This window comes from Polaromonas potterensis, from assembly GCF_033446725.1.
In the GTDB taxonomy this organism is placed as follows: Bacteria; Pseudomonadota; Gammaproteobacteria; order Burkholderiales; family Burkholderiaceae_C; genus Polaromonas.
Genome location: NZ_JAWQLX010000002.1, coordinates 549,843 through 571,688 on the forward strand (window position 1 = coordinate 549,843; position 21,846 = coordinate 571,688).

Annotated in this window: 22 protein-coding genes and 1 pseudogene; 4 read left to right on the forward strand and 19 right to left on the reverse strand. The window is 61.8% G+C overall.

What is annotated here, in order from left to right:
* Positions 1–104: 104 nt before the first annotated feature.
* The 3 genes from ligK to R6254_RS05760 are packed head-to-tail and all read right to left on the reverse strand — an operon-like array spanning position 105 to position 2,551.
* Complete coding sequence (ligK, locus tag R6254_RS05750) at positions 105–788, reverse strand: 4-carboxy-4-hydroxy-2-oxoadipate aldolase/oxaloacetate decarboxylase (RefSeq protein WP_318405107.1); 684 nt, start codon at positions 786–788, stop codon at positions 105–107.
* Positions 789–790: 2 nt separating this feature from the next.
* Positions 791–1,825 carry an amidohydrolase family protein gene (locus R6254_RS05755; RefSeq protein ID WP_318405108.1) on the reverse strand — a complete coding sequence of 345 codons (1,035 nt, stop codon included), beginning with the start codon at positions 1,823–1,825 and terminating at the stop codon, positions 791–793.
* Positions 1,826–1,861: 36 nt separating this feature from the next.
* Positions 1,862–2,551, reverse strand: coding sequence for a substrate-binding domain-containing protein (locus tag R6254_RS05760; protein WP_318405109.1), 690 nt, complete (start codon positions 2,549–2,551; stop codon positions 1,862–1,864).
* A 153-nt stretch (positions 2,552–2,704) separates the two neighbouring features.
* Between R6254_RS05760 and R6254_RS05765 the strand changes: the two genes are divergently transcribed.
* On the forward strand, positions 2,705–3,607 hold the full coding sequence (locus R6254_RS05765) for a LysR substrate-binding domain-containing protein (protein WP_318405110.1): 903 nt from the start codon (positions 2,705–2,707) through the stop codon (positions 3,605–3,607).
* A gap of 2 nt (positions 3,608–3,609) precedes the next feature.
* On the opposite strand, the gene R6254_RS05770 is transcribed toward R6254_RS05765, so the two are convergent.
* The 6 genes from R6254_RS05770 to R6254_RS05795 all read right to left on the reverse strand — a co-directional run bounded on the left by R6254_RS05770 (position 3,610) and on the right by R6254_RS05795 (position 9,387).
* On the reverse strand, positions 3,610–4,575 hold the full coding sequence (locus R6254_RS05770; protein WP_412103110.1) for a Bug family tripartite tricarboxylate transporter substrate binding protein: 966 nt from the start codon (positions 4,573–4,575) through the stop codon (positions 3,610–3,612).
* 206 nt (positions 4,576–4,781) lie between these two features.
* A complete protein-coding gene (locus R6254_RS05775; protein WP_318405111.1) occupies positions 4,782–5,486 on the reverse strand; it encodes an ABC transporter ATP-binding protein in 705 nt (234 codons plus the stop codon).
* Positions 5,479–6,243 (reverse strand): ABC transporter ATP-binding protein, encoded by a 765-nt coding sequence (locus R6254_RS05780; protein ID WP_318405112.1) that lies wholly within the window; start codon positions 6,241–6,243, stop codon positions 5,479–5,481. The genes R6254_RS05775 and R6254_RS05780 overlap by 8 nt, the downstream gene beginning before the upstream one ends.
* The gene (locus R6254_RS05785) at positions 6,240–7,205 is read right to left on the reverse strand and encodes a branched-chain amino acid ABC transporter permease (RefSeq protein ID WP_318405113.1); all 966 of its coding nucleotides are present in this window, start codon (positions 7,203–7,205) and stop codon (positions 6,240–6,242) included. The genes R6254_RS05780 and R6254_RS05785 overlap by 4 nt, the downstream gene beginning before the upstream one ends.
* A gap of 1 nt (position 7,206) precedes the next feature.
* Positions 7,207–8,079, reverse strand: a complete 873-nt coding sequence (locus R6254_RS05790) for a branched-chain amino acid ABC transporter permease (protein ID WP_318405114.1) — start codon at positions 8,077–8,079, stop codon at positions 7,207–7,209.
* A 138-nt stretch (positions 8,080–8,217) separates the two neighbouring features.
* A complete protein-coding gene (locus R6254_RS05795) occupies positions 8,218–9,387 on the reverse strand; it encodes an ABC transporter substrate-binding protein (protein WP_318405115.1) in 1,170 nt (389 codons plus the stop codon).
* 131 nt (positions 9,388–9,518) lie between these two features.
* Here R6254_RS05795 and R6254_RS05800 point away from each other — a divergent pair, with 131 nt between their 5' ends.
* Positions 9,519–10,655, forward strand: coding sequence for an ABC transporter substrate-binding protein (locus R6254_RS05800; protein ID WP_318405116.1), 1,137 nt, complete (start codon positions 9,519–9,521; stop codon positions 10,653–10,655).
* A gap of 86 nt (positions 10,656–10,741) precedes the next feature.
* On the opposite strand, the gene R6254_RS05805 is transcribed toward R6254_RS05800, so the two are convergent.
* The 3 genes from R6254_RS05805 to R6254_RS05815 form a co-directional block, all read right to left on the reverse strand.
* Positions 10,742–11,728, reverse strand: coding sequence for a PDR/VanB family oxidoreductase (locus tag R6254_RS05805; protein ID WP_318405117.1), 987 nt, complete (start codon positions 11,726–11,728; stop codon positions 10,742–10,744).
* 131 nt (positions 11,729–11,859) lie between these two features.
* Entirely contained in the window at positions 11,860–12,660 is an 801-nt protein-coding gene (locus R6254_RS05810; RefSeq protein ID WP_318405118.1) for a GntR family transcriptional regulator, read from the reverse strand.
* Positions 12,661–12,686: 26 nt separating this feature from the next.
* The gene (locus tag R6254_RS05815) at positions 12,687–13,781 is read right to left on the reverse strand and encodes an aromatic ring-hydroxylating dioxygenase subunit alpha (protein WP_318405119.1); all 1,095 of its coding nucleotides are present in this window, start codon (positions 13,779–13,781) and stop codon (positions 12,687–12,689) included.
* Between the two features lie 143 nt (positions 13,782–13,924).
* Between R6254_RS05815 and R6254_RS05820 the strand changes: the two genes are divergently transcribed.
* Positions 13,925–15,043: a 5-methyltetrahydropteroyltriglutamate--homocysteine S-methyltransferase gene (locus R6254_RS05820; protein ID WP_318405121.1), complete on the forward strand. Its 1,119-nt coding sequence runs from the start codon at positions 13,925–13,927 to the stop codon at positions 15,041–15,043.
* Between the two features lie 124 nt (positions 15,044–15,167).
* Here the strand turns inward: R6254_RS05820 and R6254_RS05825 are convergent, their stop codons facing one another.
* The 5 genes and pseudogenes from R6254_RS05825 to R6254_RS05845 form a co-directional block, all read right to left on the reverse strand.
* Entirely contained in the window at positions 15,168–15,539 is a 372-nt protein-coding gene (locus R6254_RS05825) for a nucleotide pyrophosphohydrolase (RefSeq protein ID WP_318405122.1), read from the reverse strand.
* Between the two features lie 289 nt (positions 15,540–15,828).
* Entirely contained in the window at positions 15,829–16,416 is a 588-nt protein-coding gene (locus R6254_RS05830; RefSeq protein ID WP_318405123.1) for an RES family NAD+ phosphorylase, read from the reverse strand.
* Positions 16,417–16,424: 8 nt separating this feature from the next.
* The gene (locus tag R6254_RS05835) at positions 16,425–16,895 is read right to left on the reverse strand and encodes a hypothetical protein (RefSeq protein WP_318405124.1); all 471 of its coding nucleotides are present in this window, start codon (positions 16,893–16,895) and stop codon (positions 16,425–16,427) included.
* A gap of 196 nt (positions 16,896–17,091) precedes the next feature.
* Positions 17,092–17,208, reverse strand: a pseudogene (locus R6254_RS05840) (DNA polymerase III subunit beta); the annotation flags it as partial.
* A gap of 245 nt (positions 17,209–17,453) precedes the next feature.
* Entirely contained in the window at positions 17,454–18,092 is a 639-nt protein-coding gene (locus R6254_RS05845) for a glutathione S-transferase family protein (RefSeq protein ID WP_318405125.1), read from the reverse strand.
* A 154-nt stretch (positions 18,093–18,246) separates the two neighbouring features.
* Here R6254_RS05845 and R6254_RS05850 point away from each other — a divergent pair, with 154 nt between their 5' ends.
* Positions 18,247–19,791, forward strand: a complete 1,545-nt coding sequence (locus R6254_RS05850) for a glycine betaine ABC transporter substrate-binding protein (protein ID WP_318405126.1) — start codon at positions 18,247–18,249, stop codon at positions 19,789–19,791.
* Positions 19,792–19,902: 111 nt separating this feature from the next.
* Here R6254_RS05850 and R6254_RS05855 read toward each other — a convergent pair whose 3' ends face one another.
* Both R6254_RS05855 and glxR read right to left on the reverse strand, forming a co-directional pair.
* Positions 19,903–20,871: a Bug family tripartite tricarboxylate transporter substrate binding protein gene (locus R6254_RS05855; protein WP_318405128.1), complete on the reverse strand. Its 969-nt coding sequence runs from the start codon at positions 20,869–20,871 to the stop codon at positions 19,903–19,905.
* Positions 20,872–20,919: 48 nt separating this feature from the next.
* Positions 20,920–21,807 carry a 2-hydroxy-3-oxopropionate reductase gene (gene glxR / locus R6254_RS05860; RefSeq protein WP_318405130.1) on the reverse strand — a complete coding sequence of 296 codons (888 nt, stop codon included), beginning with the start codon at positions 21,805–21,807 and terminating at the stop codon, positions 20,920–20,922.
* Positions 21,808–21,846 lie beyond the last annotated feature (39 nt).

The following is a 21,846-nucleotide window of genomic DNA, read 5'->3' on the forward strand; positions in this document are numbered from 1 at the left end:
GGTCTTTCAAAGCGCTGTCATGCCGGACCTGATCCGGCATCCATGACGATGTACTGGCACACCACCATGGATTGCGGATCGAGTCCGCAATGACAACAATTCATTCAATCGATGTATTTGAGGCCGGCCTTGGCCAGCGGCTTGCGCATGTTGTACATGTCCAGGCCCAGCACGCCCGAAGCGAGCTTGTCGCGCTTGGCGCCTTCGTTGGCCTCCCGTAGCTGAGCGGCGGCCAGGGTCTGGGCCACGAGGTGCCGCGGCACCACCACCACGCCATCGTCGTCGGCCACGACCGCGTCACCGGGGTGAACGGACATGCCGGCGCAGACCACGGGAATGTTGACCGAACCGATGGTGGCCTTGATCGTGCCCTTGGCGCTGATAGCCTTGCTCCAGACCGGAAAGTTCATGGCCTTGAGCGTCTTCACATCGCGGCAACCCGCGTCGATGATCAGGCCACGCGCGCCGCGCGCCTGAAAACTGGTGGCCAGCAGGTCGCCGAAATAACCATCGGTGCAATCGGCCGTGATGGCCGCGACCACGATGTCGCCGGGCTGGATCTGCTCGGCCGCCACATGCATCATCCAGTTGTCACCCGGGTGCAGCAACACCGTGACCGCCGTGCCGCTGACCTGGGCACCCGGGTAAATCGGCCGCATGAAAGGCTTCATCAGGCCGACACGGCCCATGGCTTCGTGCACCGTGGCCGAGCCGAGCGACGCCAGCGCGTCCGTGGCCGCGCGATCGGCACGGGTGATGTTGCGGTAAACCACGCCAAGTTCAAACATGGTCAGCGTCCTTTTGCTTTGAGTTGCGCATCCAGGCGCGGGAACACGCGGCGGGTGTTGGCTTCATAAATCTGATGCCGGTCATCGGCGCTGAGGATCTTGCTGGCCTCGATATACCGTTTGGTGTCGTCGTAGTAGTGGCCGGTTTCGGGATCAATGCCACGCACCGCGCCTATCATTTCCGAGGCAAACAACACGTTTTTCACCGGGATCACGGTGTTGAGCAAATCAATGCCGGGCTGGTGGTACACACAGGTGTCGAAAAAGATGTTGTTGAGCAGGTGTTCGGACAGCAGCGGTTTTTTCAGCTCTTGCGCCAGGCCGCGAAACCGCCCCCAGTGGTAAGGCACGGCCCCGCCGCCATGCGGAATCAGAAAACGCAAGGTCGGAAAGTCCTTGAACAAATCACTGGTCAGGCACTGCATGAAGGCCGTGGTGTCGGCGTTCAGGTAATGCGCGCCCGTGGTGTGAAAACAGGCGTTGCAACTGGTGCTGACGTGGATCATCGCCGGAATGTCGTGCTCCACCATTTTTTCGTAAATCGGGTACCAGTGCCTGTCGCTCAGCGGCGGCGAGGTCCAGTGGCCGCCCGATGGATCGGGATTCAGATTGATGCCGACATTGCCGTATTGCTTGACGCACTTTTCCAGCTCGGGGATACAGGTGGCGGGATCGACGCCGGGCGACTGCGGCAACATGGCCACGGGCACAAAATGATCGGGGAAGAGCTGGCTGACGCGGTAACACAACTCGTTGCAGATAGCGGCCCAGGTGGCCGACACATTGAAGTCGCCGATGTGGTGCGCCATGAAGCTGGCGCGTGGCGAGAACAGCGTGAGGTCACTGCCGCGCTCCTTCATCAGGCGCAGCTGGTTGTTTTCTATCGATTCGCGCAACTCGTCGTCGCTGATGTTCAGCTCCGAGACCTTGGGCATCATGGACGGCACCTTGATGCCGGCGATCTGCCGGTTACGCCAGGTCTCCAGCGCCTTGGGGGCCGTGGTGTAGTGACCGTGGCAATCGATGATGAGGCTCATTGTTTTCCTTGTGAAAGTGCCGCGTGGGCAAAAAATTCAGGCGGCATCCATGCCGTGGCGGCGTTTGATGGCGATGGTCTCGGGCGAGGCCATGAAGGCCAGCATCCGGCGCACGGCATCTGTTTGCGAAGAAGCGGGGCACAGGCCGGCCGAAAAAATCGTGGTGATCTGCACGGCCGCGGGCAACAGGCCAATCACGCTGATGCCGTCGAGCGACATCAACTCACTCAGTTGTTGAAAGCCCAACGCCACCTCACCGCGCGCCACCTGCGCGCCCACCGGTATGCCCGGCGGCGCCTGGACGCTGCGCTGCAGCACTTCCGTGGCAATGCCCCAGCGCTCGAAAAGTTTCATCAAGGCGACACCGCTGGGCCCGGTGGAGTAGCCTATGCTTCGCGCGGCCAGGACGGCGCGCCGCAAAGCCTCTTCGGTGCTGATGTCCGGCCGCGAGGCACCGGCCCGCACACAAACGGCCACCCCGGAACGGACCAGGTCCACCCGGCTGCCGGCAAGCACACGACCGCCAGCCATCAACCTGTCAATGGCATCCGACGCGAGGATCACCACGTCGAAGGCTTCTCCTCCCTGAACCCGCCGGGCGGCATCCACCCCGCCGACTGCCTCGATGCTGACAACGTCGCCGGTCCGCTGCTGCCAGGTCGCTGTCAACTCGGCCAGCAACTGGCGGGTCGCCATGGAAGAAATCCCGCGTATCGGCACTGTCATGGGCGTTGCTTCCTGGGCGGGGGAAAGACTGAAGGTGGGGCATACGGCAACATGCGGCGATTGTGCCCAGCACGCGCTCTCCGGCCAAGCGGCTCTGCCCGCTATCAGCTATAACAAGCCAGCATAATTGACACCCTGTTATCAACTTTCACCATGGACCTCAAGCAACTCGAATATTTTGTGCGTGTCGCCGAGCTGGGCAGCTTCACCCGCGCCGCGATCGCCCTGGACATCGCCCAGCCGGCCTTGAGCCGGCAGGTGCGGCTGCTGGAAGTCGAGTTGCGCCAAAACCTCTTGACCCGCAACGGCCGCGGTGCTTTGCCGACCGAAGCTGGGCAGTTGCTGCTGGCCCACGCGCGCGGCATCCTGCACCAAGTGGCGCGCGCACGGGAAGAACTGGGTCGTGTGCGCGGCGCACTCGACGGTCGTGTGGCTATCGGCCTACCGCCCAGCTTGGCACGGGCGCTGGTGGTGCCTTTGACCCGCGCGTTTCGCCAGCAGTTGCCAGAGGCCACGCTGTCGATCAGCGAAGGGCTGTCGGTGGCGCTGCAGGATGAACTGGTCAACGGCCGACTCGATATCGCGGTCTTGTACAACACCCAGCCCAGCAACGACATCGAGCTCAGCCCCCTGGCCGAAGAAGAACTGGTGCTGGTGCAGGCCTGTGCTCCAGGCATGCAGGACACGCCTTCGGCAGAACCGGTCACGCTGCAAGCCCTGGCGGCTTTGCCGCTGGTGATCCCCAGCCGGCCCAATGCCATTCGCATGCATGTCGAGTCCGCGCTGGCTGCCGTGGGTTGCCGGCCCGTGATTGCGCTGGAGATTGACGGTGTGGCCGCCATCCTGGCCCTGGTCGCCGATGGCGCCGGTTACGCCGTGCTCACCCGCAACGCCGTGATGAATCTCAGCCAGCCCGCGGCCTTTTCGGTGCGCCAAATTGGCGCCTCGTCCCTGCGTATCCCCGTGTCGCTGGCCATCAGTTCACGCCGGCCCTCGACCCTGACGCAACAAACCACCTTGCAGTTGCTGCGCGACACGGCGGCACGCTGCCTTTGACGCTATTGCTTGGGAATCCCGGCGCGGGTGATGACCTCGCCCCAGCGTTTGGTGTCGCCGGCCAGCAGCGCGGCCGCCTGTTCGGGTGAACCGCTGCGGGCTTCCACATTCAGTTCCGCCAGCTTCTTTTTCACCTCAGGCGTATTGACGGCGGCGGCGATGTCGCGGTTCAGCCGCGCGATCACGGCGGCTGGCGTCCTGGCCGGCACAGCCAGCGCGTTCCAGCTTGTCGCCACAAAGCCGGGCAAACCACTTTCCCTGGCGGTCGGCACATCGGGCAACACGGCGGCACGTTTCTCGCCGGTCACCGCCAGCGCACGCAAGGCTTGCGCTCGGATCTGCGGCAACACCGGCCCCAGAATCTCCACGGCGGCATCGATCTGGCCACCACGCAGTGCGGTGATGACGGCCGGCGTGCCATTAAAAGGAACGATCTGCACGTCGGTACCCGAGCTGGTCTTGAAAAGTTCGCCCGCCAGGTTTTGCGTGCTGCCGACGTTGATAGTGCCGACATTGAGCTTGCCCGGGTTGGCCCGGGCAAACGCCAGCAGCTCGGCCAGGGTCTTGAACTTCGAATTCATCGGCGTGATCAGCGCGATGTCAAAAAATCCTAGCGTGGAGACCGGCGCGAAGTCGCGCAAGGTGTCGAACGGCAGGGATTTGAACAGGCCAGCACTGACCGCCGTGCCGTTGGACATCAGCAGCAAGGTGTGGCCGTCGGGCTCGGCCTTGGCCACCAAGTCCCCGGCCACCACACCGCCGGCGCCCGGCTTGTTGTCGATGACCACCGGCTGGCCCAGCGACTCACCCAACTTCTGGGCGACGGTGCGCGCCGTCAGGTCGGCGACGCCACCCGCACCAAAAGGCACAATAATGCGCAGCGGCTTGGTGGGAAAAGTCTGGGCCGTGGCGGCATGTACCGCCATCAGGGCCAGCAGCAGGCTGCAGGCAAGGCGCGGAAGGCGCATGGATTGTCCTTGTTCTAGGGGTATCGCGGTATTCTGGCCCGGCCGGCGCCGCCGCGTAAGCCACCCAGCCCTCTAGCTGCCAGAACAAAGACGCATAACCAGCGCGGGAGGGTGCCGAGCGCTGGTGGCCATTTTTATAAGAGAAATATGGCTACAGCCCTTATGGGGTGAGCGCAAGTAGCTACTAATTTAATAGCAACACAGAATCAGCGAGCAACACCCAGCAGATGCTCCAGCAACTGCGGCTGCTCGCGCAACTGCTGCGCCGAGCCGGCATGCACCACCGTGCCGCGGTCCAGCACCACCGCGCTGTCCGAGATCGCCAGGACGGCTTGTGGATGCTGCTCAACGATGATGGCCGACAGGCCTTCGTCGCGCGTGATGCGGCGAATGGCGCGCAGCAGTTCTTCCACAATGATGGGCGCCAGGCCTTCCAGCGGTTCGTCCAGCAGCAACAGGCGCGGGTTCAGCACCAGCGCGCGACCCACGGCCAGCATCTGCTGCTCGCCCCCCGACAGTTGTGTACCCAGGTTGGTTTTGCGCTCGGCCAGGCGTGGAAACATCTCGTAGACACGCGCTGGCGTCCAGCGGCCAGGCCGCGCCACCGCCGTCAGGTTTTCATGCACCGTCAACGACTTGAAGATGTTGCGCTCTTGCGGCACCCAGCCTATGCCGGCCGCCGCCCGTTCATGGGAGGGTCGCTTGTGCAGGGCCAGGCCACCCAGGCTGATGCTGCCGCCGTGCTGGCGCGTGGCGCCAGCCAGAGTGTTGATCAGAGTGGTTTTGCCGGTGCCGTTGCGGCCCAACAGCGCCAGGGTTTTGCCTTCATCCAGCGCCAGCGAAATGTTGTTGAGCACCACGGCTTCGCCGTAACCGGCGCTGAGATTTTCTACCTTCAGTAGTTCAGTCATATTGGGCCTCCTCGCCATGGCCCAGGTAGACCGCCTTGACTTCCGGGTCATTGGCGATCTGGTCCGGGTCACCTTCGGTGAGCACCGTGCCGTTGACCAGCACCGTCATGCGTGTGGCAAAACTAAAAACCAGGTCCATGTCATGTTCGATCAGCAACACCGACACATCGGCCGGCAAGGCCGCGACGGTCTGTAGCAACTCTTCGCGCTGGCCGGCCGGCACACCGGCCACCGGTTCGTCCAGCAACAGCACACGCGGCTCGCAAGCCAGCGCAATCGCAATTTCCAGCAGACGGCGCTTGCCGTAGGCGAGTTCGCGGGTCGGCTGGTTCATCACCTCGGTCAGGTGAAATTGCTCCAGCAATTGTTCGCAGCGTTCGGTCACGGCCCGATTCCGGCCCAGCGCCTGCCACCAGCGCAAGCCCAGGCCGCGCTGCTGAGACAAGGTCAGCGCCAGTGTCTGCAGCGGTGTCAAGGAATCGAAGAGCTGGTTGATCTGAAAGGTACGCACCAGGCCGCGCTGCACACGCTGGTGCGGCGCGAGTTGGGTGATGTCTTCACCCAGCAGAATGATTTGCCCTTCGGTCGGCTGCAACACCCCTGTCAACAAATTGATCAGGGTGGTTTTGCCCGCACCGTTGGGACCGATCAAGGCGTGGCGCGCGCCGGGTTGCAGGTTTAGCGTCACATGGTTGGTGGCCGTGATGCCGCCAAAACGCATCACCAGGCCACGGGCCTCCAGCACCGGGGCGGTCATGCGCCACCCCGCTTGTTGAACCAGGTCCAGGGCCGCAGCAACCGTTCACGGCCGACCAGCACCAGCACCACCAGGAACAAACCTATCCAAAACGTCCAGTATTGCGGCGTGATGTTGGACAAAGTGTCCTGCATCAGCTTGAACACCACGGCGCCGACGATGCCGCCGTACAACCAGCCAACACCACCGACCACCAGCATCAGCATCACGTCCGCCGAGCGGTGAAACTCGAACAGGTCCAGCGACGCAAAACCCGTGGTCTGGGTCAGCAAGGCGCCGGCGGCACCGGCCACACCGGCCGCCACGGTGTACGACAAGGCGAGTCGCGACGACACCGGAATCCCAATCGCCATGGCGCGCAGCCGGTTGTCGCGAATCGCCGTCAGCGTCGCGCCAAACGGGGAATGCACGATGCGGCGCATTAGCAAGAAGAAAATCAGCAGCACGGTCAGGGAGTAATAAGCGGCCGTGCGACCAGTCAGGTCAAACTCGAAACGCCCCAGCACCGGGCCCATGACCACGCCCTGCAGGCCATCGGCGCCGCCTGTGAGCCAGTCCAGCTTGTTGGCCAGCTCCATCAGGATCAAGCCCGCACCCAGGGTCACCATCAGCCGCGTCAGGTCACTGCCGCGCATGATGGTCAGCGAGAACAGCGCCCCCATCAGGGTGGCCACCACAATACCCACCGCCAGCCCGACCAGCGGATCGGGCATGACCAGTTTGGCGAACAGGGCCGCGGCATAGCCGCCCAGGCCAAAAAAGGCCGCGTGGCCGAGTGAGACGATGCCGGTGTAACCGAGGATCAGGTCCAGCGAAATCGCAAACAGCGCGACGATGGCGATTTCGCTGATCAGCATGGCATGGCTGGGCAAGGCCACAGGTGCGGCAAAAGCCAGCAGCCACAGCAGCGGCTCCCAGGCTTTCCAGCGGCTTTTGTTAAGCAGGGATTGCTGAGCAGTCATCTCACTTGCCTCCCTTGCGCACAAACAGGCCTTGCGGACGCCAGATCAGAATCAAAATCATCAGGCTGTAAACAATAAAAGCGCCCAGCTTGGGGATGTAGTATTTGCCCGCCACGTCGGCAATGCCCAGCGGCAGCGCCGCCAGCAAGGGGCCGGTGATGGACGAGGTGCCACCCACGGCTACCACGATCAAAAAGTAAATCATGAATTTCAGGGGAAAGGTCGGGTCCAGGCCCAGCACCTCAGCCCCCAGCGCGCCGCCCAGGCCGGCCAGGCCAGAGCCGAAGGCAAAGGTCGAGAGGAACACCAGATTGACATTGATGCCCAGGCCCGCGGCCACGCGCTGGTCGTCGACCGAGGCACGCAGCCGGCTGCCGAAACGTGTGCGCGCCAACACATACTGCAGCGCCACCGTCAGTGCGGCGCACACGGCAATGATGAACAGGCGGTAATGCCCCATGCCCAATATCCAGTCGCCGCTGCCGATTTCGGTGCGGCCCTTGAGCCAGGTGGGCAGCTGGATGATTTGCTGGGTCGAGCCGATGAAATAGTCCACGCTGGCCACGGCCATGAAGACCAGGCCGATGGAAAACAACACCTGGTCCAGGTGTGGCTTGTTGTACAGCGGTCGGTACAAGGTGCGCTCCAGCACACCACCGATCAGCGCCGAACCGATGAAAGCGATCGGCAGGCACAACAGAAAGGGCACGTCCAGGCGTTGCATCAGCAACACCGTGATGTAACCGCCCACCATGGCAAAGGCGCCATGCGCCAGGTTGATGAAATTCATCAGCCCCATGGTCACGGCCAGGCCCACCGCAAGGATGAACAGCAGCATGCCGTAGGCAATACCGTCAAAAAGAATGGTCAACATGTTTTGGCCAGATCGTCAGAAGCTGCTTGAAGGGGCCATTCCAGGAACGCCGCGGAACCGGCTTTGCCGGGCCGCAGGCGTTGCCCCCTGCAAGGGGGAAACAGGCTACACGCAGTGAGCCTGGATGGGGGTCTGCAATTACTTCGTCTTTCCGGGATCCTTGACGTCCTTGATCACGTCAAATTCCACGTTGTAAAGCTGGCCGTCTTTTTTCTCGACCTTGCGCAAGTAGACGTCCTGCACAATGTCGCGCGTCTGCGCGTCAATAAAAATCTTGCCGCGCGGGCTCTCGAAAAGCTGACCCTTCATGGCCGCCAGCAAGGCATCACCGCCGCCCTGCCCCTTGCTGGTTTTGAGCGCTTCGTAAATCACCCGCATACCGTCGTAACCGCCCACCGCCATGAAGTTGGGGCGCATGCCTTTGTTGGCTTTGCCAAAGGCCTCGACAAACTTCTTGTTCATCGCCGACGGATGAGCCGCCGAATAATGGTGGGAGGTGACCACGCCCAGCGCGCCGTCGCCCATGTCGTTGAGCTGGTCGTCGTCGGTCACGTCGCCAGTAGCGATCAGCTTGATGCCGGCCTTGTCCAGGCCACGTTCCAGAAATTGCTTCATCACCGCCGCACCGGCGCCGGAGGGCACAAACACAAACAGCGCGTCGGGCTTGCCGTCACGCACTTTTTGCAGGAAAGGCGCGAAGTCGGGGTTGCGCAGCGGCACACGCAAGGCCTCCGTCACCTGGCCGCCGTTAAAGGTCAGGCGCTCCTTGAAGTATTTTTCGGCGTCCAGGCCAGGGCCGTAATCGGACACCAGCGTGATGACTTTCTTGATGCCGTTTTTGGGCGCCCAGTCGGCCAGCGCGACCGACACCTGCGGCAGCGTGAAACTGCTGCGCACGATGTAAGGCGACGCCTGGGTGATGCTGGAGGTGGCCGCGGCCATCACCACCATGGGGGTCTTGGATTGTGTCGCAATCGGGGCCGTGGCCATGGCCGAAGGTGTGATGCCGAAACCGGCCAACACGTTGACCTTGTCATTCACCACCAGTTCCTGCGCGAGCCGGCGTGTGACATCGGGCAAGCTGGTGTCATCCTTGACGATCAGCTGGATTTTTTTTCCAGCAACCGTATCGCCGTTCTGCGCCATGTACAGACGGGCCGCTGCTTCGATCTGGCGGCCGGTGGTGGCTTGTTGCCCGGTCATCGGCAGGATCAGGCCGATCTTGAAGGTGTTGTCCTGGGCCTGTGCGGGCACGGCGACCAGGGCGGCGGTGGCAAGGGCCAGGGCTGTGAACGTTCGTCTTTGCATGCTTGTCTCCGGAGGATTTACGGGGAACGACTTGTCTGATTTCACGGGCGAGATTAGTATAGTAATTGTTCGTAACAAGCACAAATGTTCTATATACGAACACAACATAAGCATCAAGGAGACGTTTTTACATGGCTTTTCGCCTTTCCTCTGCGTGGCTTGCTGCGCTTGCCCTGACCGCCACTTTCACGGCCCTGCCCGCCCGCGGCGCCGACATTGTTCTGGGTCAGGTCGGCCCCTTCACCGTGATCCCCGTGCCCGATGCGCCCGAGATCAACCAGGGCATCAAGGCCTATGTGAATGAAGCCAACAAACAAGGCCTGCGTGGTCGCAAGATCAGTTTTTTCGAGCTCGATGACCGATATTCGGCAGACGGTTTTGCCGAACAGTTCGGCAAGGCGATGGAGAAAAAACCGCTCGCCCTGCTCTCGCCGATTGGCTCCAACGCGCTCAAACGCATGCTGGACGACAAGCTGCTGGACAAGGCCGACGTGGTGGTGATGAATGCGATTCCCGGCGCCGAGAGTTTTCGCTCGCCCGGCCACCCCAAGCTGTTCCACATCCGCGCCGGTGACAAGCAGCAGATCGAAAAAATGGTGAATCACTCGCGCACCATCGGCATGACCCGGTTGTCGGTCTTGTACCAGGACCTGTCCATAGGCACCTCGGGCATGGCGGTGGCGCAGGAAACCGCGGGCCGCACAGGCAGCCTGGAGATCAAGGGCGTGAAGTCCGGCCCCGATGCCGCGGCGCTGGCCGCGGCCAGCCAGCAGATCGCCACCCTGGGCGGCCAGGGTGTGCTGGTGCTGGGCGCGCCACGTTTCATGGCCGACGGCGTGGCCGCGCTGCGCAAGGCGGGCGTATCGCAATCGCTGTTTGTGTTGTCCTATGTGCCGGCCGCGCTGATCGTCAAACTCGCCGGTGTTGAAGGCGCGCGCGGTGTGGGTATCGCACAAACCTTCCCCAACCCCAATGGCCGCACCTTGCCGGTTCACCGCGACTTTCAGGCCGCGATGAAAGCCACCTACCCGCAACTGACGGAGTACACCTCTTTCCATCTGGAAGGTTATCTGTCTGCGCGCACCGTGGCCGAAGCCGTGAAGCGCAACACCGAAAAAGAACCCACCGCGACCGGTCTGGCCAAAACCCTGCGCAGCATGGGCGAACTGGACTTTGGCGGCTTCAGGGTGGACTTTTCCAAGAGCAATGTCGGCAGCAACTTCGTCGACATCGGCGTGATTGGCAGCGACGGCCGCTTGCGTTATTGAGCTTGCAGAACAACGCGCCGCCCGGGGATGCGAAAGCCCTCTTGGTTGCGGCGCCGTTGGCAAGGTCTCAGGCATGGCGATTTGACTCAGTCGGGCCGCCACGCCGAATCCAGCGTGATGGCGCCCGCCACCCGGGAGACACAGGCGCAGATGCGCCGGTTCTCCTGCTTTTCGTGCGCGCTGAGAAATACATCGCGGTGATCGGCCTCGCCGTCCAGCGCCAGCACCTCCATCACACACAAGCCACATTCACCGCGCCGGCAATCAGACAGGGTTTCGACGCCCGCACTTTCCAGCGCATCCAGCAAGGTAGTGTCGGCCGGCACCATGATGTCGACCTGGTGACGCGGCACCTGGACCCGAAAACTCTGTGCGGCAAAACGCCCGCTGCTGCCAAAGGTTTCAAAACGCAGGTCGGCCGGCACACGCCCGGCATCAGCCCAGGCTTTTTTGATCGCTTCCAGCATGGACACCGGACCGCAGGTGTACAACTGCCCGCCCGCGGGCAAGGCGGCAATTTCGGCGGCCAGGTCCATGCTTTCGCCGCGTTCGGCCACAAAGGACTGCAAGGAGTCGCCCAGGGTTTCGCGCAACAGCGGCAAAAACGCCAGCTCGTCCTGCGTGCGCACGCCGTACAACATACGCAGCGTGGCACCGGTTCGGCGCGCGCGGGCCTGCAACTGCTGGGCCATCATCACCAGCGGTGTGATGCCTATGCCGCCGGCCGCCAGCAGGTAATGCGGCGCCGAAAAATCCAGCGGGAAATGGTTTTGCGGCGTACTGATTTGCAGCCGGTCACCGGCGGCCAGTTGCCACATCGCACGTGAACCACCCCGGCCGTCGGCCATGTGTTTGACGCCGATACGGTAGCTCTGTCCGTCGGGCACGCCGACCAGCGAATAAGAACGTGTCTGCACCTGGCGGTTGACCAGCACTTGCACCTGCAAATGCGCGCCTGCATCCCAAGGCAAGGCGGCGCCTTGTACAGGATGAATCTCGAACTCACGCACGGTGGGCGTCAGGTCGCGCAGCGCGACGATGGTGGCCTCGTAAAGGGTCTGGTTGCTTTTCATGATTCATCAATGGTTGGCATCTGTCTCTTCAAGCCGGGGCCGCGGAACCGGCTTTGCCGGGCCGCAGGCGCAGCGCCCCCTCGGGGGGGGGGGCAGCGAAGCACACGAAGTGGCTAGCGTGGGGGCCATATTTAGCCGCGCCGGCGAATCAGTTTCATCGCTTTCATGGAGGCCGGCATCTGTGCGCCGCCCTGGCCTGACAGCGCATGGCGCAGGTTGCGCTGGGCCAGGCGTGAGTGTTCGCGCATCAACGCTTCGGCGCGTGTGCCCTCGCCGCGCTCAATCGCATCCAGCACCTGCCAGTGCTGGTCTTGCGCCACCACCAGCATGTCGCGCGCCTGCGGCGAGTTCGACTGCACCACCACAAAAGCCGAGGGCGAGGCGAAAGGCAGACCGGCCACACGCGCCAGCTGTTTGACGGTGACCGGGCTGTCGGCCATTTCGTACAACAGGGTGTGAAAGCGCTGGTTCAAATCCACATAGGCGGAAAAAGCTTCGTCGCTCAGCGCGGTGTCGGCCAGCACGGCATCGACCTGGCGCAAGCAATCTTTGGCTTCGGCCAGCACCACGGCCGGCGCACCGCGCTCGGCCGCCAGCCGCACCAGAAGGCCTTCCAAAGTACCGCGCAGCTCGATCGCATCGGCAATGTCGCGCTCTGAAAAAGTTTTGACCGCGTAACCACCATTGGGCAGCGCTTCAAGCAGGCCTTCCTGCTCCAGCCGCATCAGGGCCGCACGTATGGGCGTGCGCGACACACCGATACGTTCCACAATCGCCAGCTCGGCAATCCGTGTGCCGCCAGCCAGTTCGCCGGACAGAATCAGCTCGCGCAGGCGCAGCAGCGCCCGCACCTGCGCACTTTCAGTGCCTAATTGGCCTTCAGCCCTTTCAGGATCTGCGTCAATAGCTCTGTTTTTGATAGCGAATGCCATGGAAGTCCTTTGTCTGAATTGCGTACTCATGCTGCCCGGCGAATCGGGATCACCGGTGTTGGCGTGCTTTCCTGCGTCAACATCTTGTCGATCAGCTTGCGTGCCCACATCGAGCCGGCGTCGATGTTGAGGTTGTAAAACTGGTGGTCCGGGTGTTCGTCCATCGCGACCTGCTGCGCTTCCAGCACATGTTCGTCTTCGCGAAAGATGGTGGCCACGCCTTCGCGCAGGCGATGGGTGAGGCTTTGCTCCCCCAGGCAGTAGTTGCGGGCAAAGGCCCAGAAGTAATGGCAGGTACCGTCGGTCTCGGGTGTGATGGTGTTGAGCACAAAACCGTTGACGCCCTTGCTGCGGTCGCCGGGCTGGCCGTCCCGGGGTTGCGCACCGCTGCCGGCTTCGGCCACACCCACATCGATAGTCACCGTGCACGGCGCTTCAAAACGGATCACCTGCCAGCGGTCCACCGGCCCGGTGTAGCCACGCGCATGCTGTATCTGTCCAGCCCAGAATGGCGGGGCTTCGATGTTGTCCATCCAGCGTGTCACGGTCGCCGTGCGGTTGCCGTGTGTCGCCACAAACGGCGCTTCAGCGACCTCGCGGTTGCCTATGCTGGAGCCGTGCACAAACGCCTCGTGGGTCAAGTCCATCAGGTTATCGACCACCAGGCGGTAGTCGCATTTCACGGTGATGAGTTTGCCGTCACCGGCCCAGGCCGGGTCATCGTTCCAGTGCATGTCGGGAACCAGCGCCGGGTCGGCCTTGGCCGGGTCACCGGGCCAGATCCAGACGAAGCGGTGTTTTTCCAGCACCGGGTAGGCGCGCACACAGGCGGATGGGTTGAGTGTTTCCTGGCTCGGCATGTGGGTGCAACGGCCTTGCGCGTTGTAGACCAGGCCGTGGTAGCCGCAGGTGAGTTCGTCACCATCAAGCCGGCCCATGGACAGTGGCAGCAGCCGGTGCCAGCAGGCATCTTCCAGCGCCGCCACCGAGCCATCGGTCTTGCGGAACATCACGATTTTTTGTTTGCAAATGGTGCGCGGCAACAATGTGCGCGCGACTTCCACGTCGTAAGCCGCGGCGTACCAGGCGTTGAGCGGAAACAGAGGTTTTTCAGCTTTCATGAATACACACTGTATACATTTATCCTGAAAAATCAAGAATTTCTGGCGAAATACGGCTTTAAAAGCCCGTTAATGTATTCATTACTGACATTTCCAGATGCCTTAATATTCCAGCTTCGATCCAGAATCTCAAAGGACATCCCATGAGCACCCCCGCCCTGCATCTGCCGGCCCACTACGACCATGTCGGCAGCTTTCTGCGTCCCAAATACCTGCTCGAAGCCCGTGAGCAACAAGCCAAGGGCGAGATCACGCCCGAGCAGTTGCGCCTGGTCGAAGACAAGGCCATCACCGAGATCGTGAAGTTCCAGGAAGACGTGGGCCTGAAAAGCATCACCGACGGCGAGTTTCGCCGCACCTACTTTCACATCGATTTTCTGGAGCAGATCGGCGGCGTGAAAACCGACATCCCGGTCACCGTGATCCGGCCTGACGGCACGCAGGAGCTGGCACCGCCGGTGATGCGTGTGGTCGACAAGGTGCGCCACGTCAAGGACATCCAGCTCGCCGACTTCCAGTACCTCAAGAGCCAGGTCTCTGCCGGCAACACGCCCAAGGTGACGATTCCCTCGCCGACCATGTTGCACTTCCGCGGTGGCCGCGCCGGCATCAGCAGGGAGCACTACCCCGAGCTGGACCCTGAGTTCTACCAGGACGTGGCCAATGCCTATGGCGACGAACTGCGCAGCCTGGCTGCCGCCGGCTGCACCTATGTGCAGATGGACGACACCAACCTGGCCTACCTGTGCGACGAAAAAATGCGTGAAGCCGCCCGCCAGCGCGGCGACGACCCCAATGAGCTGCCACACCGCTACGCCAAGTTCATCAACCTCGTGGTGGCGCAAAAACCTGCCGGCATGACCCTGGCCATGCACCTGTGCCGCGGCAACTTCAAGAGCACGCATGCCGCCGCCGGCAACTACGAACCCGTGGCCGAAGCCCTGCTCCAGGAAATGAACCTCGACGCCTACTTCATGGAGTACGACGACGCCCGCAGCGGCGACTTCAAACCCCTGCGTTACCTGCCCAAAGGCAAAACCGTGGTGCTGGGCCTGGTGACCACCAAGTTCGGCACCCTGGAAGACAAGGACGACCTGAAACGCCGCATCGACGCCGCCGCGCTTTACGCGCCGCTGGAACAACTGGCGCTGTCGCCCCAGTGCGGCTTCAGCAGCACCGTGCACGGCAACGACATCGCCGTCGAAGCGCAGCGCGCCAAGCTGCGCCTGGTGATTGAGACAGCGCAGGAGGTGTGGGGTTAAGCCTGAACCGCTAACACCAACGCTCAAAGGCCGCCTTTTTGGCGGCTTCTCTTATGCCAAATTGGCCTCTAGCCCAATCGATATGGGCGCCAGTAGCTATCAAATAATGAGCGACACGCCAGCCTCACGCGCCCCGGTTCGGGTCGGGGATATCGGTGTATTTCTGGCTGGAGCCGCGTGCACGCTCCACCGGATACTTGTCGGCATTGACGAGCAGCTTCAGGCGCGCCGCCTCCACCAGATCAATGTGCAGCTTGTCGCAGAGCTGCAGCAGGTACAGCAACACATCGGCCGCCTCCGCCGCCACCTCGGCCTTTTTGGGTGCAGCCAAGTTGCGGCTCTGCTCTTCCGTCAGCCACTGGAAGTGCTCCAGCAGTTCCGAAGCCTCCACCGTCAGTGCCGAAGCCAGATTCTTGGGCGAGTGAAATTGCTCCCAGTCCCGCGCTTTGGCAAAGTCACGCAGGGATTGGGTCAGGGAGGGAAGATCGTTGTTCATGGGGAGATGGCGTTCACAAAATCGGATTAGACCTCACGATCGTGAGGCCCTGCCAACCTATCGAGGCTGGCCCAGCCCGGCCGCAGCGTGCATGGCAAGGAGATTGCTGTGAAAGTTCAGCGCGCCAAGCTGCGGCTGGTGGTGGAGACAGCGCAGGAGGTGTGGGGTTCGGTGTAATACTCTTACTAAATAGCCATGCAAAAGCCGCCGGGGTCACCGGCGGCTTTTTTCAAATTCCCACTCCAGCCCTTGTACTCATTGCAAGTACAGCTTCATTTTTAATAGCGTTTCAGCGCTCTTCCCGAATAATCGGCACTTGTGACCCGCGCGCCGCGGCAACTACTGCCTTGTGGAGTACCTCTACACCTTGCTGTACAAGGGCAATCGATGAGGTCTTCCTAGTACGCTCGATACCAGCCTTGAACAGGCACAAACACCCATGGCTCGGATGCTGGGCTGACGCATAAAGGATGCCGTGCAAATCTTGGCGCCTGCAGTCTTGTGCAAAGGTTTGGCTGGTTTCGTAGCGCATGGACTGCAGCACCGGGTAGCGCTCCTCCAGGCCGCGCAGGTCTGCCAAACGTAAATAGGCTTGGGTTTCGAAGCCGACCAGCATACGCTGCTCTATGCGGCCCCAGCTACAACTACGCACCTCGCGGCGAAAGAGTGACTCGTAAAGCGCCGTCTCCGGGCTGTCGGCCAAATAGGCCGTGGGTTCATCGGCTAGGTCAAACCGCCCGGCCAGAACGCCCGGTGGCGCCAGCACATAGCCCTTGAGCCGCACGCTATCTCTCCGGGCGGTTTTTCGCTGTACCCGATGCCAGCCCTGGTGCGCGGGTATCTCAATGATGGGGGGATGAAAGTCGTGAAAGTTCATGGATGAGGTCAATGTGCCTCAGCCGTTGCCAGTGCCAGTACGCGATCCAGCGCTACGCCTTGCTCCAAAGCAGCGCGCGGCGTCTGGCCGTCCAACGCTGTGGCGGGGGACTCCAAAAACGCCAGCAGCTGCCAACCATCGGTGGACCCCAACTGCTTGGCCACAGGCTGCAGCGCAGGCCAGATAGCAGGCTCAAACTGCCAGCGCGGCAGCTTGAAACCCCGGCGCAGGTTAGACAGTCCAATGCAACGCCCGGTTTTGATCCAAGCATTGATCGTCACCCGCGTGGTGCCCGCCAGCGCGGCGGCTTCGTCGGTGGTGATCATGTCGGCGGCATCCATGCGGTCACGGCGGTACTGAGCACCAGAGCGTAATACGGCAGTGGTCTGCGTCGCAGTGGCATAAGGGCTACCGCTGGAACCATGGCGCGATTGGTCAGATTCAGTGGCAAACGGTGAAGTAAGGGTTAAAGTGTTCATGCGTGTGTCTGGAAAAAGTTGCGCCTCAGGGCGCGTTACGCAAATTGGCTTTGCTGGCTGAGAAGAAGCCGCTGAAACGTGAACTGGCACCCAGCATTACGCGACACCCCTGCCGCAAGGGCGCAACAAACACATCACGCCCCGTCATAGCCATCCCGGTTGTGGCTCTACTAATTTGTTCGGGGAAATCTGTGCTTGTCTTGCGCAGCAATACGTTGGAAAGAATGGGCAGGGTGTACCGCCGCTCGACAATGCCTGCCACAGACTGCAAGACGCGAAGTACTTCGTCTTGTGTTGCTTTAAGAACGATCATTTGAACCCTTTCAAGGCCTGCATCAATTTGGAAAACTGCTACCCCGAATACTGAGAGCCGGAACTAGTTGCCTATTTGATGGCTTGATTTTAGTTCAATTAGAAAATTTAGACAAATTCGTTAAGTTTGTAAAATTACCTCCCTTAATCTTCATCAAACGTTAGCGAAAAATTAGCCTCCAGCCCTTGAGGGGCGCTCGCAAGCAGCTACTATATTTATAGCAAATTTCGCTTCAAGCGCGGGTGTCAGGACGCGCGTTTTAGCGCCACCACAAATCCAGGCGCCACCGCCGGCCGCGCCATCATCGCCTCATACCAGCGCCGCACATGCGGAAAATCCGCCAAGTCAATCTTGTGCCGCTCATGCCGCCAGGCCCAGCCCACGATGGCGAAGTCGGCGATGGACAAATCTTCCCCCGCAAAAAAAGTGTTGTCGGCCAGCCGGCGATCCATGACGCCGTAAAGGCGGCGCGTTTCGGCCATAAAACGCTCCAGGCCATAACGCCGGTCGGCTTCGTTGTCCAGGCCAGCGAAGTGGTGCACCTGGCCGGGCATGGGGCCGAAGCCGCCCATCTGGAACATCAGCCACTCCATGACGGCCACGCGGACGCGCGGCTCTTTGGGTAAAAATTTTCCGGTCTTTTCAGCCAGGTAGATCAGGATGGCGCCGGACTCAAACACGCTGATGGGCAGGCCGCCGGGGCCATCCGGGTCAACAATCGCGGGGATTTTGTTGTTGGGGCTGATCTTCAGGAATGCCGGGGCGTTCTGTTCGCCCTTGGTGATGTCCACCACCTGCACCTCGTAGGGCAGGCCCATTTCTTCCAGGGCGACGCTGATCTTGCGGCCGTTGGGGGTGTCGAAGGCGTAAAGCTGGATGGTCATGGTGTGTCTGTTTTTTGTTGGATGAATTCGCGCAGACGTACTGCGCGTCGGTCGGAAGGCAGTCTGCCACAGCTGACCGAATGCTGCTGCGTGGAGATGACACACGCTGCGGTCTCGGCTTGGCGTCGGTCGGCGACGCGGCGATACTGGCGCCATGACAAGTCGACTCCCCGCCTTTGCCGCCTGCTGTATTGCCGTGTTCTTGGGCCTTGTCAGCAGCCTCTGCTTCGCTGCACCCTCCCCCGACGACACGCTGCGCATAGGTTCCAAACGTTTCACCGAGTCCTACATCCTGGCGCAGGTGCTGGCGCAAACGGCGGCGCCGCATACCCCCACCCCGCCATCGGTGCTGCAAGGGCTAGGCAACACGGCGATTGTTTACGAGGCGTTGCGTTTGGGCAGCATCGACCTGTACCCGGAATACGTGGGCACCATCAGCCTGGAGATTCTCAAAAGCAGCGCCCCCCTGCCCCTGGACGGCATGAACGCGGCGTTGGCGCCGCTGGGCCTGGGTGTGGCGGTGCCGCTGGGTTTTAACGACGGCTACGCGCTGGCCATGCGTGCGGACACGGCACAGCGCCTGAGCATCACGTCGCTCAGTGACCTGGCCAAGCATCCAGAACTCAAGCTCGGCCTGTCCAATGAATTCATAGGCCGCGCCGATGGCTGGAAGGGATTGGCGCAGCGTTATGGCGCGCCGCAGACACCTATCGCACTGGACCACGGCCTGGCTTACGACGCGATTGCGCAGCAGCAGGTGGACGTGATCGACATCTACACCACCGATGCGAAGATTGGCCATCTGGGTCTGTACGTGTTGCAGGATGACCGCGCTTATTTTCCGCGTTACGACGCGGTGCTGCTCTACCGGCTCGATGTACCGACACGATTTCCGCAAGCCTGGACGGCGCTGCAAGGCTTGCGCGGCAGCATCGACGAAAACGCCATGATTGCGATGAATGCGCGGGCCGAGTTGCAGGGTGTGGCATTTGATGTGATTGCGCGCGATCACCTGGTGGCCAAGGCGTCGGGAGGTACACCCAGCGCCAGCACCACCGACGCATCACAACGCGGCTTCTGGGTCAAGCTTTTCGGGCCCGACCTGGCGCGCCTGACACGGCAGCACCTGGCGCTGACGCTGGCCTCGGTGGGCCTGGCGGCGCTGCTGGGCATCCCACTGGCGGTGTGGGTGTTTCCGCATGCGCGGCTGCGCGCTGTGGTGCTGGGTGCGACCGGCCTGCTGCAAACCGTGCCTTCGCTGGCGCTGCTGGCGATGCTGATTTCACTGCTGGGCGTGATCGGCACCGTACCGGCACTGATTGCGCTGATGCTTTACGCGCTGCTGCCCATCATGCGCAACACCGTGGCGGGCCTGGGCGAGGTATCGACCGGCTTGCGGCTGGCCGGGCAGGCACTGGGCATGACGGCAGGCCAGCGCATGCGCCTGGTCGAGCTGCCGCTGGCGCTGCCGACCATCGTCGCGGGCCTGCGCACCGCCACGGCGATTGCCATCGGCACCGCGACGATTGCCGCCTTCATAGGCGCGGGTGGCTACGGCGAGCGCATCGTTACCGGCCTGGCGCTGAACGACGGCCAGTTGCTGCTGGCCGGTGCCCTGCCCGCGACCTTGCTGGCGCTGCTGAGCGAGGCGCTGTTTGAAGGGCTGGAGTATGTGCTGCGGCGGCGACAAAGACTCTGACTCAGGCGCGCAGAAAGCCTTGCGAGCCAATTTGACCTGTTTTATACAGTCAAATAGGCCCCCAGCCCTTACATGACGGTCGCAAGCAGCTATTAAATCAGTAGCGACTGATCAATCCAGCTTGATCTTGGCCTGTGTCACCACCTCGGCCCAGCGCTTGCGCTCCTGATTGAAAAACTTGTCCTGTTCGGCCGGGGCCATGGTCACCACTTCGGCGCCCTGCCCGCTGAGCTTGGCGCGAATTTCGGGGCTGCGGATGATCTTGATCAGCTCGGTGTTGAGCCGGCTCACAATCGCCGCCGGTGTGCCATTGGCCACCAGCATGCCTTGCCAGGTACCGGACTCGAAACCGGTCAGGCCTTGTTCCTGCAAGGTCGGCACATCACCTATCAGCGGCATGCGTGTGGCTTTGGACACGCCAAGGATTTTGAGTTTGCCGCTTTGAACAAAAGGCAAGGTGGCCAACATGCCGTTCATCAAGACCTGGGTTTGCCCGGCGATGGTGTCGGTCACGGCTTGCGAGCCGCCTTTGTAGGGAATGTATTGCCACGTCGCCTTGCTGGCACGTTCCACAGCCACACCGGCCAGGTGCGGCGCACTGCCCATGGCCGTGACGGCAAAGTTGAGCTGCGACTTGTGCGACAAGGCGACCAGTTCCTTGAGGTTGTTGGCCGGCACCGAGGGGTGCACCACCAGCAAATGCGGCGAATAAGCCAGCATGGTGACGCCGCGCAAGTCTTTGCTCGGGTCAAACGCCAGCTTGGTGTAGACCGAGGGGCTGATGGCCAGTGCACCGGTGTCGCACAGCAACAAGGTGTAGCCGTCGGGTGCGGACTTGGCCACCGCGTCGGCGCCCAGGTTGCCGTTGGCCCCGGCCCGGTTTTCAACAATCACCGGCTGCTTGAGGGCTTCCGACAGCGCCTGGCTGATGGAGCGGGCAATGATGTCCGACGAGCCGCCGGGCGGGTAAGGCACCACGATACGTATCGGTTTGGCCGGCCAGGCCTGCGCTTGCACGCCGGAGGCGGCCAGACCCAGGGCCAATGATGAGGCCAGAACTTTGCGGCGGTTCACAGACATGACAACTCCTCGAACAGATTGAAAAAACAGGCCGAGCGGCCCTGTGGTTTAAGCCTTGGCGACCTCGTGGTTGGCCATCAGTTCCAGCGCACGCACCAGCGCCGAGTGATCCAGGTCCTGCATGCCGTTGGCGCTGCAAACCTGCATCAGCTGGGCTGCGCTGGCCGTTTGCGGCAGCGCCACACCCAGGGTGCGTGCACCGCTGAGCGCCAGGCCCAGGTCTTTCTGGTGCAGGCCGATGCGAAAGCCGGGGTTGAAGGTGCGTTTGATCATGCGTTCGCCATGCACTTCCAGGATGCGTGAGGATGCAAAACCACCCATCAGCGCCTGCCTGACCTTGGCCGGGTCAGCGCCGGCCTTGCTGGCAAACAACAGGGCTTCACCGACGGCGGCGATGTTCAGCGCCACGATGATCTGGTTGGCCACCTTGCAGGTCTGGCCGTCGCCGTTGCCGCCGACCAGGGTGATGTTTTTACCCATCAGTTCAAACAGTGGCTTGACACGTTCGAAAGCCGCATCCGGACCACCAATCATGATGGTCAGGCTGGCCGCCTTGGCGCCGACTTCGCCACCGGAAACCGGCGCATCCAGGTAGTCGCAACCCAGATCGTTGATCTTCTTGGCAAATTCCTTGGTGTCCATGGGCGAGATGGAGCTCATGTCGACCACGGTTTTGCCCTTGCTCAGGCCAGCCGCCACACCCTTGTCACCGAACAGCACTTTGGCCACATCGGGCGTGTCGGGCAACATCATGAAAATGATGTCGGCCTTTTCTGCAACTTCCTGGGCCGAGCCGCAGGCCACGGCCTTGTCGGTCAGCAAATCCGCCGGCACCTTGCTGCGGGTGGTCAGAAAAACCTCGTGGCCGGCCTTGACCAGATGTGCTGCCATTGGCGCGCCCATGATGCCCAGACCGATAAAACCAAGCTTGCTCATTTCAATTTCTCCTTTGATTGTCAAAAAAATACCTGCACC

What these genes read in the sequence shown, in the direction of transcription:
- R6254_RS05805 (WP_318405117.1), bottom strand. Translation starts at nt 11,728, where the DNA reads ATGAAAAGCAACCAGACCCTTTACGAGGCCACCATCGTCGCGCTGCGC.
- R6254_RS05775 (WP_318405111.1), bottom strand. Translation starts at nt 5,486, where the DNA reads ATGACTGAACTACTGAAGGTAGAAAATCTCAGCGCCGGTTACGGCGAA.
- R6254_RS05850 (WP_318405126.1), top strand. Translation starts at nt 18,247, where the DNA reads ATGACAAGTCGACTCCCCGCCTTTGCCGCCTGCTGTATTGCCGTGTTC.
- R6254_RS05830 (WP_318405123.1), bottom strand. Translation starts at nt 16,416, where the DNA reads ATGAACTTTCACGACTTTCATCCCCCCATCATTGAGATACCCGCGCAC.
- ligK (WP_318405107.1), bottom strand. Translation starts at nt 788, where the DNA reads ATGTTTGAACTTGGCGTGGTTTACCGCAACATCACCCGTGCCGATCGC.
- R6254_RS05790 (WP_318405114.1), bottom strand. Translation starts at nt 8,079, where the DNA reads ATGTTGACCATTCTTTTTGACGGTATTGCCTACGGCATGCTGCTGTTC.
- R6254_RS05780 (WP_318405112.1), bottom strand. Translation starts at nt 6,243, where the DNA reads ATGACCGCCCCGGTGCTGGAGGCCCGTGGCCTGGTGATGCGTTTTGGC.
- R6254_RS05845 (WP_318405125.1), bottom strand. Translation starts at nt 18,092, where the DNA reads ATGACCATCCAGCTTTACGCCTTCGACACCCCCAACGGCCGCAAGATC.
- R6254_RS05810 (WP_318405118.1), bottom strand. Translation starts at nt 12,660, where the DNA reads ATGGCATTCGCTATCAAAAACAGAGCTATTGACGCAGATCCTGAAAGG.
- R6254_RS05760 (WP_318405109.1), bottom strand. Translation starts at nt 2,551, where the DNA reads ATGACAGTGCCGATACGCGGGATTTCTTCCATGGCGACCCGCCAGTTG.
- R6254_RS05755 (WP_318405108.1), bottom strand. Translation starts at nt 1,825, where the DNA reads ATGAGCCTCATCATCGATTGCCACGGTCACTACACCACGGCCCCCAAG.
- R6254_RS05820 (WP_318405121.1), top strand. Translation starts at nt 13,925, where the DNA reads ATGAGCACCCCCGCCCTGCATCTGCCGGCCCACTACGACCATGTCGGC.
- R6254_RS05855 (WP_318405128.1), bottom strand. Translation starts at nt 20,871, where the DNA reads ATGTCTGTGAACCGCCGCAAAGTTCTGGCCTCATCATTGGCCCTGGGT.
- R6254_RS05815 (WP_318405119.1), bottom strand. Translation starts at nt 13,781, where the DNA reads ATGAAAGCTGAAAAACCTCTGTTTCCGCTCAACGCCTGGTACGCCGCG.
- R6254_RS05770 (WP_412103110.1), bottom strand. Translation starts at nt 4,575, where the DNA reads ATGCGCCTTCCGCGCCTTGCCTGCAGCCTGCTGCTGGCCCTGATGGCG.
- R6254_RS05825 (WP_318405122.1), bottom strand. Translation starts at nt 15,539, where the DNA reads ATGAACAACGATCTTCCCTCCCTGACCCAATCCCTGCGTGACTTTGCC.
- R6254_RS05800 (WP_318405116.1), top strand. Translation starts at nt 9,519, where the DNA reads ATGGCTTTTCGCCTTTCCTCTGCGTGGCTTGCTGCGCTTGCCCTGACC.
- R6254_RS05785 (WP_318405113.1), bottom strand. Translation starts at nt 7,205, where the DNA reads ATGACTGCTCAGCAATCCCTGCTTAACAAAAGCCGCTGGAAAGCCTGG.
- R6254_RS05765 (WP_318405110.1), top strand. Translation starts at nt 2,705, where the DNA reads ATGGACCTCAAGCAACTCGAATATTTTGTGCGTGTCGCCGAGCTGGGC.
- R6254_RS05795 (WP_318405115.1), bottom strand. Translation starts at nt 9,387, where the DNA reads ATGCAAAGACGAACGTTCACAGCCCTGGCCCTTGCCACCGCCGCCCTG.
- R6254_RS05835 (WP_318405124.1), bottom strand. Translation starts at nt 16,895, where the DNA reads ATGAACACTTTAACCCTTACTTCACCGTTTGCCACTGAATCTGACCAA.
- glxR (WP_318405130.1), bottom strand. Translation starts at nt 21,807, where the DNA reads ATGAGCAAGCTTGGTTTTATCGGTCTGGGCATCATGGGCGCGCCAATG.